Origin of the sequence: Enterococcus massiliensis (genome assembly GCF_001050095.1) — a bacterium.
GTDB lineage: Bacteria > Bacillota > Bacilli > Lactobacillales > Enterococcaceae > Enterococcus_C > Enterococcus_C songbeiensis.
This window is the reverse complement of the sequence record NZ_CVRN01000007.1, coordinates 637,422-655,158: the sequence shown is the minus strand read 5'-3', so window position 1 is coordinate 655,158 and position 17,737 is coordinate 637,422. Positions and strand designations below refer to the sequence as shown.

Here is a 17,737-nt window from a genome sequence, read left to right as displayed (position 1 = left end):
CTCGCATTTAAGGATTTTTTTGCATAAAAAAAGTGAAGCACAAGTCAATCGTTCTGTTGATTTGTGCTTCACCTATTGGTTTTATTCTCAGAAATGAACCTCTTGCTCATCCTGACTTCTTCTCTGATTAATGAGAAGATAGATACACTAATACAAAAAGTAAAATCAACCATACAGCACCCATGATTGCTGTTGAGCGTTGCATCACGGCTTCAAATCCCCGTGCTTTTTGCTTGCCAAACAACTGATCTGCACCGCCGGTAAAAGCACTTGCTGCGCTATTTTGTTTGCTTGGTTGCATCATGATCGCAATGACCATTAGAATAGATAAAACAATTACTACTCCGACAATTAAATTATACACAAAACTGTCCTCCTCAATTTTAGAAGTCATCCTTTATAAGATAGCATACTCTTGCTTTTTTTTCCATAGAAAGATGTCTTTCAAAAAAGCCTGTTGACAAGGATCAACAGACTCACTACATGTTTTTATCGTTTATTTTCGCAAAACATCCTGATACTCGCTTTTTTCGGAGAATTCTTTTTTGGCAAACGGACACAGCGGTATGATTTTCAGACCATCGCGACGTGCTTTATCGACACCACTGCGAACTAATTTTTCCGCCAGTTTTTGCCCGCGATAGGTTGGATCAACAAAGGTGTGATCGATGATCATGATTTCTTCTCCTGCATCTGCCCAGGTCATTTCACCGATTTCTTCCCCTTCGTCATTGTACAAAGCAAACCGATTTTTTTCTTCTTTGATTTCCATTACTTTTCGTCCCTTCGAATATATTTGAGCGCTCCTGTTGGACAGGTATTAATAACCTGAACCGCATGATCTGCAATCCCATTATCCGGAATGATCCACGGACGGCGGCCTACTTCAAATATTTCTGGATTTCCACGAACACAATTTCCTACGTGGGCACAAATCTCTTTATTGTAATAGATATCTACGGTTTCGCCAGAGTATTTGCGATACCCTTCTGCTAATAACGTCTCTTCTGTTACTTCAACCGAGCCGATTTTATTTCCCTCCATCACCCAGCGCCTCCTCACTTTTGCCTACATTTTAACAGTAACTTTCAAAAGTGACAACTAATTGTTCCAAGGACAGTTGCTAGAACAATTAAATCGATGGATAGCGATTATTTCGCTGTCTTATCAAGAGATTTCTAAATAATCAGTGATAAAATCTTCGATGGTTTGCCAGTATTCTTCCGGATACAATTCTTTTGCTTGTAAATGACCTGCGTTATCAAAAATCTTCAAGATTTTTTCTCCCGCGGTGGCCTCCATCAAGGTTGCGGTTTCTTTTACCGGTACAAACTGATCTGTTGCCCCTTGTAAAAATAAAACCGGCAAATGATTGCTACCCAATTGTCGTGTTACAGATGCTTGTCGCAAGGAATAACCGGCTATTTTTTTGGCATAGCTGTTGGCAAGAACCATGAAACGCTTCACGGGATATTTGGTCAAGCGTTGCAGCATCCAATAAAATTCGCTGTAAACAGAAGTATAGCTGCTGTCGGCAATCAACCCTTTCACATTTCCCGGCAGCTTTTCTCCGCTAGCCATCAAAACCGCTGCAGCTCCCATAGAACCGCCATGCAGTAAAATGTCCGCCTCCGGTTCTTTGGTCAAAACTTGCTGAATCCATTCAATCAAATCCAAACGATCCAGCCAACCTAACCCAATGATTTCTCCTTGACTTTGACCGTGAGCACGCAAATCCGGTACTAACACGCTATACCCTTTCTGATAATAATAAGCGGCAACATCCGACATATCTTGAAAGCCATTGCTGCGATACCCATGAACACAGATTACCCAAGTTTTCGACGGTTGTACAAAAGCCTTGGCTTTCAATTCCAGATCATCAGCTGTTGTGCAACGCCATGTTTTTCCCAAAAGCCAAAACGCCTCCTCTTGCGGAGTAAACTCTCCAGCTTGCCAGTCTGGATTCAATAAGTGATGCCCTTCTTCTAAATACCACTGATTTTGCCGTTGAAGAACAGCATCTGTAAAAAAACGTGCCCAATGACGCAAATAAAATCTTGCCGCCACAAACAGCACGAGAATTAGTCCAACAATAATAAGTACTATCATCCACATGATCCTTCATCCCTTCGCCTTTCTATTTCAGTTTAGCATTTTCTTTCAAGTTCCGGCAATTAATCCTGTGAATGTTTGAAATAAGTTAATTTTTTTGAAATACGATATACTTGTAATAAGAACGTTTCCAAAAAGTCTACTTACTTTGAGTAAGAATATTTGAACAAACGATTTTTTAGGATTACAATGGCACCATAAAAATCATGAAAGAAGTGATCATTTATGTCAAAAATCAATGCAAGTGTCGCAATGGTCAAAGTTATGGCAGATTGGGGAATCGATCATATTTATGGTATTCCTGGAGGCTCCTTTAACTCAACGATGGACGCACTTTATGAAGAACGCCAAGCAGTGAAATATATCCAAGTTCGCCATGAAGAAGCCGGCGCTCTCGCTGCTGCGGCAGATGCAAAATTAACCGGCAAAATCGGGGCAGTATTTGGTTCAGCTGGTCCCGGTGCAACGCATTTGATCAACGGTCTGTATGACGCTCAAATGGACAGCGTTCCTGTTTTAGCATTATTAGGACAAGTTCCTTCGACTTCAATGAACTACAATGCGTTTCAAGAACTAAATGAAAATCCAATGTTTGCAGATGTCAGCATTTATAACCGAACCGTGATGACACCGGAAAGTCTGCCTCATGTTATTGACGAAGCCATCAAAGCTGCCTATGAACAAAAAGGTGTCGCTGTCGTAACTATTCCTGTGGATTATGGTTTTGCAGCCATCGAGGATACCTTTATTTCTACTGCCCATACGCATCAAACAGGTCTGCCAATGCCAACAGAAGAACAACTAGCAAAAGTTCTGCCTTTGATCAAGGAAGCGAAACAACCCGTGCTTTATATTGGACAAGGCTTACGGGGACATTTCGAAACCGTCAAAAATTTCTCTGAACACTTTAGTATGCCGGTAGCCTCCGCAGTTTTAGGAAAAGGAATCGTACCAGAATCCTATGAAAACTTTTTAGGTTTTGCGGCTCGGGTAGCGACAAAACCCGCCAATGAAGCGTTGGCAGTCGCGGACTTGATTTTATTCGTCGGTAGTAATTTTCCCTTCGGTACTTATTTCTTTAATCCTGAAGCAAAATTCGTACAAATTGATATCGATGGATCAAAATTTGGCCGCCGTCATCCAGTAGATGTTGCAGTTTTAGGTGATGCCGCTACGGCACTTGAGCACTTGATTGCAAACGGTGACCCGCGTCCGGCGGATCATTGGCTGCAAGCCAATCAGGAAAATATCAAAAACTGGCATCAATGGCGTCATAGTTTTTACGACGACGATCGTGCTCCTTTACGTCCAGAACCAGTTTTCAAAGAAATCAATCGAATCGCTGAAGAAGATGCAGTTTTCGTTGTCGATGTCGGCAATGTTACCTTAAGTTCTGTGCGTCATTTGGAAATGAATGGCAAACAAGCCTTTACGACTTCTGGCTGGTTCGCTACGATGGGTTATGGTGTTCCTGGCGGAATCGCAGCCCAATTAAGCTATCCTGATCGCCAAGTCTTTACAATCTCCGGTGATGGCGGATTTGCAATGAACATGCAAGACATAATCACTCAAGTAAAATACAATTTGCCTATCATCAACATCGTTTTGACGAACGATTCATTAGGTTTCATTGAAGCCGAACAAGAAGACACAAATAAAGCCTATTTTGGCGTACTTTTACAAGATGCTGACTTTGGTAAAGTCGGTGAAGCATTAGGTGCAAAAGGCTTTACGATTACTTCTTACGATCAACTGGCACCTGCTTTTGAAGCAGCGAAAAATTCTGATCGTCCTGTCGTTATCGACGTGAAAATCGCCGATGATCGTCCATTGCCTGTTGAAGCACTGGAATTAGATCCCGAAAAATTCAGTTCCGAAGAAATCAAAAAATTCCAAGAACGCTATGAAGTGACCGACATGCCCAGTTTGACAGAGTTGCTTCACTAAAAGAGAAAAAAAGTCTATGCGATTCAAGCTCGCATAGACTTTTTGTTTACTCAAAAACTTGATTGACATCCTCCAACATAATTTCAAGAGACTCTAACCCGCTGCCTGACAGATACCAAACTTGGGGATCAAGATTGATCACCTTTCCATTTTTACCGGCATTCGTTTGTTGCACCAGTTGGTTTTCAACAAGCTGACTTTCACTCGTATCTCCACCGATTGCTTTGGTGCGGTCGATCACAAAAAGAATATCAGGATTTTTTTCCAACAGGTATTCATAGGAAACACTTTGTCCATGGGTAGAGGCTTCGATGTTATCATCTGCTGTTGGAAACCCGAATGTGTCGTGAATAATACCAAATCGTGAACCCATTCCATAAGCAGATAAACTGCCTTCATTTACTAAAACAATTAAGGCTTTCTCCTCAGTTACTTCTGCCTGTTCTTTTGTTTTTGTAATTTTTTGTGAAAGTTCAGTGATTTTTTCTTCTGCTAGTTCTTTTTTATCAAAAATTTCTCCGATTGTTAAAATATTATTCTGGATTGACTGCCAAGTATCCGTTGCATCTACACTTAAAAACAGCGTAGGAGCGATGGCGGACAATTCCTTTTCAAAATCCTTCTGGCGACCGGAAATGATGATTAGATCCGGTTGCATCTGATTGATTTTTTCCAAGTCCGGTTCTTTTATCCCACCAGCAGAATCTACCGTTTGATAGGCTTCTAGATAATCCGGCATGTTCGTTGTCGCCGCACCGATGATTCGATCTCCTACACCCAAAGCATCCATCGTATCAATAGCGCTATTGTCAAAAACAACTACTTTTTTTGGGTTCAGGGGAACAGTGGTCTCTCCTTCGGCAGCCGTCACTGTTATTTCTGCTGGTTTGGCGGCGACACTTTCTTTTGCCCCCTGACTCCCGCAAGCAGTCAAAGCAAAGGCGGCCGCGATTAAACTTCCTACTATCATTTTTTTCATTTTTTTCCTCCTATTGAAAGTACATGCAAAAGCGTTTCCCTTCGATTTCACAAATTTTTATTTTCATTCCGTAAAGCCGATTAATGATTTCCGGCTGAATGATTTCCGTGGTTGACCCTGAGGCAAAAAGTTTTCCTTCCTTCAATGCCACAATATGATCGGCAAATCCGGCAGCAAAATTGATGTCATGTAAAACGATTACTACGGTTTTCTTTTCCTTTTGAACCAAATCTTTCAGTAAATGCATCATTTGGTTGGCGTGATTCAGATCCAAATTATTCAGCGGTTCATCAAATAAAATATACTCAGTATCCTGAGCCAAAATCATCGCAATGTACACCCGTTGAAGTTGTCCGCCAGATAGCGTATGGATTGATTGTTCTGCCATTTCCTGCAAAGACATTTGCTGGATGGCCTGTTGAATAATCTGCTGATCATTTTCAGTCAATTTCCCACGACTATAAGGATACCGTCCAAATGCCACCAGTTCTCGAACCGTGATATTCAGCTGAATGCCATTGCTCTGCTTTAGAATTGCCAACTTTTTTGCCAACTCTTTTGATCGCCAAGTTCGTAATTCTCCATGATCCAAATAAATTTCTCCACTTGATTGTGGTTGGATACGACTGACAAGGGAAAGAAAGGTACTTTTTCCAGCACCATTTGGACCGATGAATGCCACCAGTTGCTCTTGAGGAATTTCTAAATCAATCTCCTGCAAGACCATTTTTCCCTGATATTTTTTTGAAAGTCCTTCTGTTGAAATCATCCACGTTTCCTTTCTGACAAAATTTTTCCGATAAAGAAAATTCCACCGATAAATTGAATAATGGTACTAATAGTCGTTGTCCATTGAAATACTTGCTCCACCAAAAATTGTCCGCCAATCAAGAGAATACTGCCAATCAGAAAACCGCCAATAAAAAGCTGGCGATGATGAAACGTTTGAAAAACTTGATAGCTGAGGGTAGCAACAATAAAACCAAGAAAAATGGTGGGGCCAACTAATGCAGTGGCTGTTCCGGTCATTACAGCGACCCCCAACAAGCACCACTTTTGAAAGGCCGCCAAAGAAATTCCCAGATTCACGGCATGATCTCTTCCCAAGTGCAGAACATCTAGTTCAGGTGAGACCAGCCAAAAGAACAGACTACAGCCAAAAATCAACACTGCTGCCATGAGCAAATGTTGACTAGGAACATTGCTGAAGCTGGCAAAAAGGCGTCCCTGCAGCAAATCGTATTCATTCGGGTCCATAATCACTTGTAAAAAGCTGCTGATACTGGAAAAAAAAGTTCCCGCAATCATTCCCACCATTAATAATAAAAACAATTCCCCTGAATGCTTGTCCATAAAAAAACCAATAAATAAAACACTGAGCACTGCCATAATTCCGATGTTCACTAAAAACAAGCTCGTCGTTTCCTGACTTAACATTGTGACACCGCCTACAAAAAAGAACAACAACGTTTGAATCATGACATAAAGGTTGTCCAGTCCCAAAATCCCTGGGGTCAAAAATTGATTTCTCGTTAGTGTCTGAAAAACAATGGTACTAATCGAAGAAACCACAGCCACTAATAAAAAAGCGGTAATCTTTTTTCCCCGTAAACGCAGGGCAAACGCCCAATTTCCATAAGTCTGGTAGGTCAGATAAAATAAAATCAACACTAACAGAATCAGAAACAACCACACCATTTTATTTTTCAACCAGCGATTCATTTACGTTTCCTCCAAAGCAATAAGAATATGAATAATCCACCACCTAGAACTCCCACCACGACACTTACTGGAACTTCATAAGGCGGGATAATGATTCGCGCTAAAATATCACAGAATACAAGAAAAATACTACCCGTGATGGCTGTCATACCTAACGTGCTTTTTAAATGATCTCCATAGAATAGGGAAACCAGATTCGGAACCACCACACCAAGAAATGGAATATTTCCCACCATGATTAAAACAGCGCTGCTCCCTAAAGCAACCAAAGCAAAAATTCCCCATTGCAACACTTGGTAATTCATTCCTAAATTTTTTGCCGTTGTTTCTCCCAAACCTGCAATCGTTATCTGGTATCCAAAATAATAAAGAAGAAGGAAAACCGGAATCGTCACATACAACAACTCATAACTCCCCTGCATGACAGTGGAAAAATTTCCCTGCATCCAGGAAGAAACATTTTGCACCAATTGAAATTGATAGGCAAAAAAAGTAGCAATCGAACCAATGATATTGCCAAACATTACTCCGGTCAGAGGGAGAATCATTTGATCGCCTTTCGGCAGCCAACACCGCAATCCCAGAAATAATAAAACGCCGGCGTAAGCAAAAAGAAAAGCCACCGAAGAACGAAGCAAAATAGAATGATTGGGTAAAAAGAGCATCACCAATAGAATTCCCAAACGGGCGCTATCCATCATACCAATCGTATTTGCTGATACAAAACGATTTTGCATCATATGTTGCATGATCATTCCACATACCCCTAATGTTCCTCCCGCTAGCACCAAACTAATGGTTCGAGGTATGCGTGTTTGCATAAGCAAAAACCATTCTATTTCATTTCCTGCAAGAATATCTGCGAACGTCACTTCATGGACACCGATAAACAGTGAAACGAAAAACAATACCACCAAAACGAGAAAACTGATTTTTTTCATAGTCACTGCCTTTTCTTTTTTAATTGAGAATGATTATCACTCTCGTCACCTTAGTTTATGTTAAAAAAACAAATAATTCAACAGGATTTTGAATTAAAATTGATAAATTTGCTAATAATAGCCATTAACAGTTTCTCTTTCATAAGATGCATCCAATTATAATAACTAACCATCATCTTTTTGACACAAAAAAAGCTTCTCTTTTTTCTGATAACAGTAAAAGAAGAAGCTTTTAGATTTATTCACTCAAAAATAATTATTTATTTTTCAAGTTGTAGAAAGATTTCAAACCTTTGTATTCTGCAACGTCACCCAATTGGTCTTCGATACGTAATAATTGATTGTATTTTGCAATACGGTCAGTACTACCTGTGATTTTTTTCTTCTATATACTCTCTATACTCCCTTCTGATTCGGCAGTTGCATCATTGACGATCGTAAAATCAGCGGCATTTTTTGAAGCCAGATCAATAAAAACACGTTGCAGTTCTTCAGAGACTGCACCATTGATCAATAATTTCCCATCAGGATGTTGCTTGATCTTTTCGACCAAATTCTGTTGATCTTGTTTATTACGCATCTCTCCTACGGCCATACTCACACAGCAACGCTCCCGAAATGTTCCCAAGTATTTTCTCTGCTCCTCTGGATTGATTCGTGGCGAGAGCCATAACGTCCTTTATCTAAGTGCTGCTGCACTTCATCTTTTGCCAATCTATTCACTTCCTTATGAATAAGTTTTTTCTTTAAAATCAGTATGTCAAAAAAGAAAAAAACTTACTGACACTTTGCCAAGCTAATAAGAAATCCCTTTCACAGAAAAACTATCCAAAAACCATTGTACTTTTATTTGGATTATCTTATAGTTGAAGATGGTTTAAAAAAATTTTTATCAAAAGCCCGTCAATAAACGGGCTTTTGTCGTATTTTCAAAAAGGAGTGTTTTACAATCAAGCGTTATAAAAATTTGTTACAACAAGAGTTTCACCATTATTCAAAGGACAAACTGCAAAAAGATCTATTGGCTGGATTGACGGTCGCTGCTGTCGCATTGCCGTTAGCGTTAGCCTTTGGTGTTTCCAGCGGCGCAGATGCTGCAGCTGGAATGATCACAGCTATCATTGCTGGTGTTGTGATTGGCAGTTTGTCTGGCGGATTTTATCAAATCTCTGGTCCGACTGGTGCCATGGCCGCCATTTTGATGGGGATCATCGCCGCACAAGGGCTCGCAGGCGTATTAGTCGCCACCTTCATTGCTGGAATCCTGTTATTGCTTTCAGGCTTATTCAAACTAGGTACACTTACTTCCTTTATTCCTTCGCCGGTTATCACAGGCTTTACTTCAGGAATCGCCATTATTATCGCACTAGGACAAATCGATAACTTTTTAGGTACGACCTCTGTCGGCGAGACAGCTATCGCAAAATTGCTGAGTTATAAAACAGATTTTACACCGCATTTACCTACTTTATTATTAGGACTGATCATCTTATTCATATTGATCTTTTATCCCAAAAAATGGAACCAAGTTTTACCAGCTTCCCTTGCAGCAATTATTCTAGCGACTATCGCTGCCTTCATTTTTAAATTACCCGTAGCAAAAGTGGGCAAGATCCCCACCTCATTGCTGACAAATGAACGACTGAATTTTGCTGCAATCGATCTTCCCTTGATCAAGCAATTATTTTTGCCCGCAGTCAGTATCGCGATGTTAGGAATGATTGAAAGTCTGCTCTGCGGTGCTTCAGCCGGACGAATGACCGGAAAAGATCTTGACAGCAACCAAGAATTAATTGCTCAAGGAATCGGCAATATTATTTTGCCTTTTTTTGGCGGAATTCCCGCAACGGCAGCAATTGCACGAACTAGCGTAGCTATCAAATCAGGTGCCCAAACACGATTGGCTGGAATTTTTCACGCACTCTTCTTATTTTTATCCATGATTATTTTTGCTCCAGTTATGTCACAGATACCGATGGCCGCACTTGCCAGCGTCTTGCTTATCACAAGCTGGCGGATGCATGAATGGTCCACGATCAAAACGATGATTCGCCAAAAAAATCGAACCGCGCTGTTGTTGTTTTCTGTTACGATGTTGAGTACGATCGTTTTTGATTTAAGTATCGCGATTGTTATCGGCATTATTTTCAGCTGCATTTTCTTTATCGCTAAAAGTGCAAAAATCTCGATCATCACAGAAGAGATCGATTGGCAAAGAATTAATTTGCCACCTTCTACTGTCGGTTCTGATTGGGCGGTTATCTATATTACTGGACCATTATTCTTCATGTCTACCAATCAATTAAAACAAGAACTCGATCAAGTCGTAGATAAAGAAGGCCTCATCTTTTCACTTCGCGGTGTACCTAGTATCGACTTGACCGCGTTAGATACTTTTGCTGATTACTTTTCAATCGCTGCGTTGCACGATCAAAAATTAGTCTTTACTTCGATGCAGCCAGAAGTAGAAAAACAATTCCAACAACTTTGGCAAAAAAATACGGATCGTCCTATCCAACATCCAACCGTTGCTCATGCACTTCATGCATTGCATCAAGAATATTAGATCCTAAGAGCTTGGGACATAAGTCCCAAGCTCTTTTTTGATATATTCTCTTACGTTATCAGCTGTGGTCAAATCGAATTACTCATCCTCTGTAAAGAAATCCAAATCAATTGCATGTACTTCAATAATTTGCTTAACGTCTACCCACTTTATGGCGAATCATTTCTTTGGCTAATCTTTCACCATCTATTAGCATAATTTTAGCTAGTTTCAAATTATTAACGTATTCTTTTGCCTCATTAGAAAATTTAGCTGTTGTAATAAATACACCTTGATTTAAGCCTTCATATTTATCATCCATTGCACCTTTAAACTTTTGGATTTCAGGACGTCCAACTGTCCTTGTAGGATTCCAACGTTTTGCTTGAACATAAATATTATGAAAGCCTAATGGATCTTCATTGATGATCCCATCAATACCGCCATCACCACTTTTGGCTGTCAATAAACTACCATCACCATACCCCATTGCATTTAGTAGCTTCAGCACAATTTTTTCGAAATAAAAGGGAGAGTTTTCAAGAATTTTCGCAAGAATATCTTCTCTGAGTTCTGCATCAATTAACGCTACTTTGCTGATAATTGCTTCTTCAGGAGTTTCCTCATCGTTGCTTGGATCTTCTGTATCAGCATTTCCACGCGACTTATTCTTAAATTTTCTAAAGGATTCAAACTGCATTAACTTCTTATTATCAACAAAATCCTCTTTCAGCAAATTATAACCCACATCAGTAATACGATAAATTCCACGACTAGGGCTTACAACAGCTCCCGCCTGTTTTAAATAAGATAACGACCAGCCTAATCGATTATTGAACTGAATGATTCCCGATTCAAGCCGAAAATTTATTTGTTCTTGAGTTAAGTTCAATACATTTGCAACTTCTATTCTAATTTCTTTGATAACTTTTGGCGATCCATCAGCTAATACTTGTAAAGTATATAGATACAATTCTTCATATGTCGGTAAATTCACTACTATCTACTCCTCCAAAACGATAAGAAACCAGAACTTCTGCTTTCTTACAAAACAATATAAGTAAATCACGGTTCAAAAACATCAATGTTCTGACGTTTTTGAATCCTGGCGGCTATAACTATCTTTACTGGGAAACCTATATTTACCACATTGAACAGATCAATTTATGAAATTCTATTCAACATATGTCCTTCAAATAATATTATTTTTTCTATTTTTTTTGCCTTAAATGTTTCAAATTCGTAATAGATTGTAAAATAATTTTCTTTATTTTTATTGGTTAATAACGCTAAGAAGAAGGCTTGCTTTCCATGCGAAACAGATGCAATAGAAGTTACAGTCTCTGCTTCCATGCTCCATTGTTCTAGATCTGCTAAATTTTTGATTTCCTTTCCATCGGGCAGGACTATGGACAGGTGACTTGTTGAGTCTAATTGTAATTCCGTTAGATTCTTTGTTAACAGATTAATTGAATACGTTTCAATAAATTTATTCTTTGGCGAATTATTACAATTACTATTAGTAATAATTTTCAAATTTTTTCCTCCATTCTGCTTTTGTTACCTACATAGTATCATATTTCAATTTTATGGCTACCTACCGACCTTTTACACTTATCAATTCTCAATAGCCTCCCTCATTTTGACACAAAAAAACCTGCGAGAATTTCTTCTCACAGGCTTTTTCAATCAAGTAAACAAGCGTAATGGCTTATTTATTTTTCAAGTTGTAGAAAGATTTCAAACCTTTGTATTCTGCAACTTCACCAAGTTGGTCTTCGATACGTAGTAATTGATTGTATTTAGCAATACGGTCAGTACGTGAAAGAGAACCCGTTTTGATTTGTCCAGCATTTGTTGCAACAGCGATATCAGAGATGGTTGAATCTTCTGTTTCACCAGAACGGTGAGAAACAACAGCAGTATAGCCAGCTTCTTTCGCCATTTCGATAGCGTTGAAAGTTTCTGTTAAAGTACCGATTTGGTTTACTTTGATCAGAATTGAGTTTGCAACGCCCATGTCGATTGCTTTAGCTAATTTTTCAGTGTTTGTAACGAATAAATCGTCACCAACTAATTGAACTTTGTCGCCTAAAGCTTCGGTTAATTTCTTCGTACCTTCCCAGTCGTTTTCGTCTAATCCGTCTTCGATTGAGATGATTGGGTATTTAGCAACTAAATCTTTGTAAAGTTGGATCATTTCTTCCGTTGTTTTTTCGCCTTCGCCTGAATCAGCTAAAACGTAAACACCTTTTTCTTTGTCGTAGAATTCTGAAGAAGCAGCATCCATAGCAAGAACAACGTCTTTACCAGGTACATAGCCAGCTTTTTCGATAGCTTCGATGATTACTTCGAAACCTTCTTCGTTTGAACCTAAGTTAGGAGCGAAACCACCTTCGTCACCAACTGAAGTAGCTAGACCTTTAGATTTCAAGATTGCAGCTAAAGCGTGGAATACTTCTGCACCCATACGCAAAGCTTCTTTGAATGTTGGTGCGCCGACAGGCATGATCATGAATTCTTGGAAGTCGATAGAGTTGTCAGCATGTGAACCACCGTTGATGATGTTCATCATTGGAGTTGGTAATACTTTTGTATTGAATCCGCCTAAATAATGATACAAAGGAATTTCTAAATAGTCTGCAGCAGCGCGAGCAACCGCAATAGAAACGCCAAGAATAGCATTTGCGCCTAATTTACCTTTGTTAGGAGTGCCGTCTAAAGCGATCATTGCTTTGTCGATAGCCATTTGGTCACGAACATCGTAGCCGATAACAGCTTCTGCGATGATATTGTTTACGTTTTCGACAGCTTTCGTTACACCTTTTCCGCCATAACGAGCTTTGTCGCCGTCACGCAATTCAACTGCTTCGTATTCACCAGTTGAAGCTCCAGAAGGAACCATTCCGCGACCAAAAGCACCTGATTCAGTATAAACTTCTACTTCGATTGTTGGGTTACCACGGGAATCAAGGACTTCGCGTGCGTAAACATCAGTAATAATTGACATGTTTGTTTCTCTCCTTTGGGTTTGTTTTATCTAAAGGGATTCACCCTTACGAACAATTTTAGTTAACTTTCGTTGTTTCTGCAAATAGAAACCCTTTTATCTTAGCAAGTACTCAGATTATTTTACAGCATCTAATAAAGCTAGGAATGAATCTGGTTGCAAGCCTGCTCCGCCGACTAATGCACCGTCGACATTTTCTTTTGCCATATATTCAGCAATATTTTCAGGTTTTACTGAACCGCCGTATTGGATACGTACTTTGTCAGCAACTTCCTTGCCATAAAGTTTTTCAACTGTTTGGCGAACAACGCCACAGATTGTGTCTGCAATTGTTGCATCAGCAGATTTGCCAGTACCGATTGCCCAGATTGGTTCATAAGCGATCACCATGCTGGCAACTTGTTCAGCAGAAAGATCTGCCAAACCGCCAGTGATTTGTGCTTCAATCCATTCTGCAGTTTTGCCTGCTTCATACGTTTCTAATGTTTCGCCACAACAAAGAATTGGCAACATACCATTTGCAAAAATTGCTTTTGCTTTTTTGTTGATGTCTTCATCTGTTTCGTGGAAATATTCCCGACGTTCAGAGTGACCGATAATCACATATTGGATGCCAAGATCTGCCAACGCAGCAGGTGAAGTTTCACCAGTGTAAGCACCAGCATTTTCCCAGAAACAGTTTTGTGCTGAGATTTGTAATTCAGTTCCTTTAGCTGCTTCTGCTAATTCTTGTAGGAATAAAGCAGGTGCACCAATAACGGAATCCACTTTGTCATTTCCAGGAATTTTTGTTTTGACTGCTTCTGCAAATTCTTTTGCTTCTGCTGCAGTTTTGTTCATTTTCCAGTTACCGGCAATGATTGGTTTACGCATAATTTGCACTCCTTTTTTTACACACCATTTAGGCAGCCTGTAATCAGGCTACCTAAATAGAATCGTTTTATTTATCGTTAATTGCTGCAAGTCCAGGTAATACTTTACCTTCAAGTAATTCTAAGCTTGCTCCGCCACCTGTTGAGATGTGAGTAAATTTATCCGCAAAACCAAGTTGTTCTGCTGCTGCTGCTGAGTCGCCGCCGCCAATGATGGTCGTTGCGCCTTCAAGGTTAGCGATGGCTTCACAAACACCAATCGTGCCGTTTGCAAAGTTAGACATTTCGAACACACCCATAGGTCCGTTCCAAACAACTGTTTTAGCGCCTTTTAATGTATCCGCAAATAATTTCACAGAAGCTGGACCGATGTCTAAAGCCATCACGTCATCAGCGATATCTCCTTCAATTACTTCTGTTGGGACATCATTTGAAAATTCTGTTGCACAAACGTTGTCAATTGGTAAAACAAGTTTGTCGCCAGCTTTTTCAATCAAGCTTTTAGCTAATTCGATTTTATCTGATTCAACCAATGATTTACCGATTTTGATACCTTTTGCTGCGTAGAATGTATAGGTCATTCCACCACCGATAAGAATCTTATCTGCTTTAGGAATCAAGTTTTCGATTACGCCGATTTTGTCAGAAACTTTTGCTCCGCCAAGAATTGCGATCATTGGACGTTTTGGATTTTCAACTGCTTCACCGATGAATTTAATTTCTTTTTCCATCAAGAAACCGGCAACTGTTGGGATACCGGTTGAAGCAATCCCTACGTTTGATGCATGGGCACGGTGAGCTGTTCCGAACGCATCATTAACAAATACGTCGCCTAAAGAAGCCCAGTATTTTCCTAAATCTGCATCGTTTTTGCTTTCTTTTTTGCCATCAACATCTTCAAAACGGGTATTTTCAAAGACAACAACATCGCCGTCTTTCATATCAGCAATTGCTGCTTCCAATTTTGCACCACGAGTTTCAGGAACGAAGGTTACTTCTTTGCCTAGCAATTCGCCTAAACGTTTTGCCACAGGAGCCAAAGATTTACCTGCTTTGTCTTCTTCAGTTTTCACACGGCCTAAGTGTGAGAACAGAATTGCTTTTCCGCCTTGTTCAAGAACATAGTTGATTGTTGGTAATGCAGCTTTGATACGAGTATCATCACCAATCACGCCATCTTTCAAAGGAACATTGAAGTCAACACGGACAAGGACTTTTTTATCTTTTAAATCGATATCTTGAACTGTTTTTTTCGCCATGGATGTTTTCCTCCCAAAAAGTAGATTACTCAAATTTTCATAAAAAAAGCGGAGAAGCGCGTCGCTTCCCCGCTTTCATCGTGCAATGTTTGGTTCTACAGTTGTACGTGAATCTTATAATTTTGCGAAGTATTCTAAGGTACGTACTAATTGTGCTGTGTAAGACATTTCGTTGTCATACCAAGCAACAGTCTTAACAAGTTGTTTGCCGCCGACTGAAAGAACTTTTGTTTGTGTTTCGTCAAACAATGAACCGTAAGTCATGCCAACGATATCAGATGAAACAATTGCATCTGTATTGTAGCCGTATGATTCGTTTGAAGCTTCTTTCATTGCTGCATTTACTTCGTCTGCTGTTACGTCTTTTTCAAGAACAGTAACTAATTCAGTTAATGAACCAGTTGCAACAGGAACACGTTGAGCTGCTCCGTCTAATTTACCGTTCAAGTCAGGGATTACTAAGCCGATAGCTTTAGCAGCACCAGTTGTGTTAGGTACGATGTTTGCTGCAGCTGCACGGGCACGACGGAAATCGCCTTTAGGATGAGGTCCATCAAGAGTCATTTGGTCACCTGTGTAAGCATGGATTGTTGTCATCAAGCCTTCAACGATACCAAATTTGTCGTTCAAAGTTTTAGCCATAGGAGCTAAACAGTTAGTAGTACATGAAGCACCTGAGATAACTGTTTCTTTACCAGTTAATGTTTCATGGTTCACGTTATAAACGATTGTTGGAACGTCATTTCCACCAGGAGCAGAGATAACGACACGTTTTGCGCCAGCTTTTAAGTGTAATTCAGCTTTTTCTTTTGAAGTGAAGAATCCAGTACATTCAAGAACGATGTCAACACCTAGTTCGCCCCATGGTAATTCTTCAGGGTTGCGGTTAGCTAAAACCTTAACTTCGTTGCCGTTAACGTTAAATGAACCTTCGTGAACTTCAACAGTACCGTTGAAACGTCCTTGTGTTGTATCATATTTTAACAAGTGAGCCAACATGTTAGCATCTGTTAAATCATTGATTGCTACAACTTCGATTCCATCTACATCTTGGATACGACGGAATGCTAAGCGTCCGATACGTCCGAATCCATTAATACCTACTTTAACTGTCATTTAAGATTTCCTCCTTATGAAAATCAAAAAAATTTTTATTTTTAAAGGGTTGCCCCTTTTAAAATCTCATTAGCAGCAGCTTCATCTGTGATGAGCCACGTTTGTTTTGGTGCATTTTTCATATAGGCATGAATCGCTTTGGCTTTACTCTTTCCGCCAGCGACTGCCAAAATAATGGGAATATGCTGTAAATCCTTCAACTGCAATCCGATTCGAGGAACCTTATAAACGATTTTTCCCGATTCATCGAAAAAGTAGCCGAATGATTCTCCCACTGCGTTATTTTGTTTGAGCATCAAAATCTCGCTCTCAGTCATCTTTCGACGCGCCGCCATGTGCAACGCCCGTCCAATACTATGAATAACACAATTTGCCTTGCTTATCAAGTTTAAGACTTCAATGATCAAGGGTTCTTGCAACAAAGAATCATAGGTTGCTGAACTTAATTGTTCAGGAACGTATAGTGCGCGGTGATCCCCGTTTGTCTGCATCGCCATCACAGCACTTACTGAGTTGGCCTGCACGGTAACTGCTTCACCAATTCCACCGCGAGCAGGAACAAATAAATTGTGCCGTTGCTTGCTTTCAAGGTTCGTCAAACTTTCTGCGACCGTCGCCATCGTGGTACCGCCCATTACAGCAATAATATTTCTGCCTTCTGGAAGCAGCAGTTCTAACGATTCATTCAGCAAATCGCCAAATTTCGTCACCACTTTATTTTGCTGGTCACTGTCACCTGAAGCAATCAGACAACGCTCATTACCAAAATAATCTGCCAACCGTTTTTCCAGTTGGTGCATCCCAAACAGTTGATCCATCACTTTATTCAGCGAAGCATAAACTTCTTCGCCTTTTTTCGTTAAGGTCATTCCGCTTTTGGATGAATCGATTAATTGGAGTTTTTTTAACAGATCCGTCTCGGTTCGTAAGACTCGCTCGGTCAATTCCAGACTTTCCGCCAAATTTCGTCGGCCAATCGGTTGCATCCAATAGATATTGCGCAGAATTTTGAATCGTTCCTGCAACACCGATAAGATGTCTGGAGCAACTGCTTCAATCATTTTTAATTCATCAAGCATGAGAAACTCCTCCGTGGGACTTTTTTTGTCCGTCATAGACTTAAACCGACCCGTCCAATGTAAAAAAAATTGAACATTTGTTAAAATCAATCTCACACAGGTAATAGTATCACTTTACCGGGTATTACGCAACTGAAAAACTTCTCGCTTTC

The 17,737-nt window shown here is 39.9% G+C and carries 18 protein-coding genes and 1 pseudogene; 2 read left to right on the top strand and 17 right to left on the bottom strand.

The window, feature by feature from the left end; genetic code table 11:
• Positions 1–127: 127 nt before the first annotated feature.
• From secG to BN1875_RS10370, 4 genes are all read right to left on the bottom strand, one after another.
• A complete protein-coding gene (secG, locus tag BN1875_RS10385; RefSeq protein WP_048604769.1) occupies positions 128–364 on the bottom strand; it encodes a preprotein translocase subunit SecG in 237 nt (78 codons plus the stop codon).
• 132 nt (positions 365–496) lie between these two features.
• A complete protein-coding gene (locus BN1875_RS10380) occupies positions 497–772 on the bottom strand; it encodes a GNAT family N-acetyltransferase (protein WP_048604768.1) in 276 nt (91 codons plus the stop codon).
• Positions 772–1,044, bottom strand: coding sequence for a (4Fe-4S)-binding protein (locus BN1875_RS10375; protein ID WP_048604767.1), 273 nt, complete (start codon positions 1,042–1,044; stop codon positions 772–774). The genes BN1875_RS10380 and BN1875_RS10375 overlap by 1 nt, the downstream gene beginning before the upstream one ends.
• A 123-nt stretch (positions 1,045–1,167) precedes the next feature.
• Positions 1,168–2,112 (bottom strand): alpha/beta hydrolase, encoded by a 945-nt coding sequence (locus tag BN1875_RS10370; protein ID WP_048605327.1) that lies wholly within the window; start codon positions 2,110–2,112, stop codon positions 1,168–1,170.
• Between the two features lie 228 nt (positions 2,113–2,340).
• Between BN1875_RS10370 and spxB the strand changes: the two genes are divergently transcribed.
• Positions 2,341–4,062, top strand: a complete 1,722-nt coding sequence (gene spxB / locus BN1875_RS10365) for a pyruvate oxidase (protein ID WP_048604766.1) — start codon at positions 2,341–2,343, stop codon at positions 4,060–4,062.
• A gap of 46 nt (positions 4,063–4,108) precedes the next feature.
• Here spxB and BN1875_RS10360 read toward each other — a convergent pair whose 3' ends face one another.
• From BN1875_RS10360 to BN1875_RS13925, 6 genes and pseudogenes are all read right to left on the bottom strand, one after another.
• A complete protein-coding gene (locus BN1875_RS10360) occupies positions 4,109–5,041 on the bottom strand; it encodes a siderophore ABC transporter substrate-binding protein (RefSeq protein ID WP_048604765.1) in 933 nt (310 codons plus the stop codon).
• Positions 5,042–5,051: 10 nt separating this feature from the next.
• Positions 5,052–5,810, bottom strand: a complete 759-nt coding sequence (locus BN1875_RS10355) for an iron ABC transporter ATP-binding protein (protein WP_048604764.1) — start codon at positions 5,808–5,810, stop codon at positions 5,052–5,054.
• A complete protein-coding gene (locus BN1875_RS10350) occupies positions 5,807–6,763 on the bottom strand; it encodes an iron chelate uptake ABC transporter family permease subunit (protein ID WP_048604763.1) in 957 nt (318 codons plus the stop codon). The genes BN1875_RS10355 and BN1875_RS10350 overlap by 4 nt, the downstream gene beginning before the upstream one ends.
• A complete protein-coding gene (locus BN1875_RS10345) occupies positions 6,760–7,704 on the bottom strand; it encodes an ABC transporter permease (RefSeq protein ID WP_048604762.1) in 945 nt (314 codons plus the stop codon). The genes BN1875_RS10350 and BN1875_RS10345 overlap by 4 nt, the downstream gene beginning before the upstream one ends.
• A 256-nt stretch (positions 7,705–7,960) precedes the next feature.
• Positions 7,961–8,077 (bottom strand): annotated as a pseudogene (locus tag BN1875_RS13930) (hypothetical protein); the annotation flags it as partial.
• A gap of 12 nt (positions 8,078–8,089) precedes the next feature.
• A complete protein-coding gene (locus BN1875_RS13925; RefSeq protein ID WP_053082158.1) occupies positions 8,090–8,305 on the bottom strand; it encodes a DUF1694 domain-containing protein in 216 nt (71 codons plus the stop codon).
• Between the two features lie 348 nt (positions 8,306–8,653).
• Between BN1875_RS13925 and BN1875_RS10335 the strand changes: the two genes are divergently transcribed.
• Positions 8,654–10,270, top strand: coding sequence for a SulP family inorganic anion transporter (locus tag BN1875_RS10335; RefSeq protein WP_048604761.1), 1,617 nt, complete (start codon positions 8,654–8,656; stop codon positions 10,268–10,270).
• Between the two features lie 133 nt (positions 10,271–10,403).
• Here the strand turns inward: BN1875_RS10335 and BN1875_RS10330 are convergent, their stop codons facing one another.
• From BN1875_RS10330 to BN1875_RS10300, 7 genes are all read right to left on the bottom strand, one after another.
• Positions 10,404–11,246, bottom strand: coding sequence for a restriction endonuclease (locus tag BN1875_RS10330; protein ID WP_048604760.1), 843 nt, complete (start codon positions 11,244–11,246; stop codon positions 10,404–10,406).
• 167 nt (positions 11,247–11,413) lie between these two features.
• On the bottom strand, positions 11,414–11,785 hold the full coding sequence (locus tag BN1875_RS10325) for a hypothetical protein (protein ID WP_048604759.1): 372 nt from the start codon (positions 11,783–11,785) through the stop codon (positions 11,414–11,416).
• Between the two features lie 175 nt (positions 11,786–11,960).
• The gene (gene eno, locus BN1875_RS10320; protein WP_048604758.1) at positions 11,961–13,259 is read right to left on the bottom strand and encodes a phosphopyruvate hydratase; all 1,299 of its coding nucleotides are present in this window, start codon (positions 13,257–13,259) and stop codon (positions 11,961–11,963) included.
• A 117-nt stretch (positions 13,260–13,376) separates the two neighbouring features.
• On the bottom strand, positions 13,377–14,132 hold the full coding sequence (gene tpiA, locus BN1875_RS10315) for a triose-phosphate isomerase (RefSeq protein WP_048604757.1): 756 nt from the start codon (positions 14,130–14,132) through the stop codon (positions 13,377–13,379).
• A 67-nt stretch (positions 14,133–14,199) separates the two neighbouring features.
• Positions 14,200–15,390, bottom strand: coding sequence for a phosphoglycerate kinase (locus BN1875_RS10310; protein WP_048604756.1), 1,191 nt, complete (start codon positions 15,388–15,390; stop codon positions 14,200–14,202).
• A 114-nt stretch (positions 15,391–15,504) separates the two neighbouring features.
• Entirely contained in the window at positions 15,505–16,506 is a 1,002-nt protein-coding gene (gap, locus tag BN1875_RS10305) for a type I glyceraldehyde-3-phosphate dehydrogenase (RefSeq protein WP_048604755.1), read from the bottom strand.
• A gap of 41 nt (positions 16,507–16,547) precedes the next feature.
• Positions 16,548–17,585 carry a sugar-binding transcriptional regulator gene (locus tag BN1875_RS10300; protein ID WP_048604754.1) on the bottom strand — a complete coding sequence of 346 codons (1,038 nt, stop codon included), beginning with the start codon at positions 17,583–17,585 and terminating at the stop codon, positions 16,548–16,550.
• Positions 17,586–17,737: the final 152 nt, after the last annotated feature.

What these genes read in the sequence shown, in the direction of transcription:
- BN1875_RS10380 (WP_048604768.1), bottom strand. Translation starts at nt 772, where the DNA reads ATGGAAATCAAAGAAGAAAAAAATCGGTTTGCTTTGTACAATGACGAA.
- BN1875_RS10375 (WP_048604767.1), bottom strand. Translation starts at nt 1,044, where the DNA reads ATGGAGGGAAATAAAATCGGCTCGGTTGAAGTAACAGAAGAGACGTTA.
- BN1875_RS10370 (WP_048605327.1), bottom strand. Translation starts at nt 2,112, where the DNA reads ATGATAGTACTTATTATTGTTGGACTAATTCTCGTGCTGTTTGTGGCG.
- spxB (WP_048604766.1), top strand. Translation starts at nt 2,341, where the DNA reads ATGTCAAAAATCAATGCAAGTGTCGCAATGGTCAAAGTTATGGCAGAT.
- BN1875_RS10360 (WP_048604765.1), bottom strand. Translation starts at nt 5,041, where the DNA reads ATGAAAAAAATGATAGTAGGAAGTTTAATCGCGGCCGCCTTTGCTTTG.
- BN1875_RS10355 (WP_048604764.1), bottom strand. Translation starts at nt 5,810, where the DNA reads ATGATTTCAACAGAAGGACTTTCAAAAAAATATCAGGGAAAAATGGTC.
- BN1875_RS10350 (WP_048604763.1), bottom strand. Translation starts at nt 6,763, where the DNA reads ATGAATCGCTGGTTGAAAAATAAAATGGTGTGGTTGTTTCTGATTCTG.
- BN1875_RS10345 (WP_048604762.1), bottom strand. Translation starts at nt 7,704, where the DNA reads ATGAAAAAAATCAGTTTTCTCGTTTTGGTGGTATTGTTTTTCGTTTCA.
- eno (WP_048604758.1), bottom strand. Translation starts at nt 13,259, where the DNA reads ATGTCAATTATTACTGATGTTTACGCACGCGAAGTCCTTGATTCCCGT.
- tpiA (WP_048604757.1), bottom strand. Translation starts at nt 14,132, where the DNA reads ATGCGTAAACCAATCATTGCCGGTAACTGGAAAATGAACAAAACTGCA.
- BN1875_RS10310 (WP_048604756.1), bottom strand. Translation starts at nt 15,390, where the DNA reads ATGGCGAAAAAAACAGTTCAAGATATCGATTTAAAAGATAAAAAAGTC.
- gap (WP_048604755.1), bottom strand. Translation starts at nt 16,506, where the DNA reads ATGACAGTTAAAGTAGGTATTAATGGATTCGGACGTATCGGACGCTTA.
- BN1875_RS10300 (WP_048604754.1), bottom strand. Translation starts at nt 17,585, where the DNA reads ATGCTTGATGAATTAAAAATGATTGAAGCAGTTGCTCCAGACATCTTA.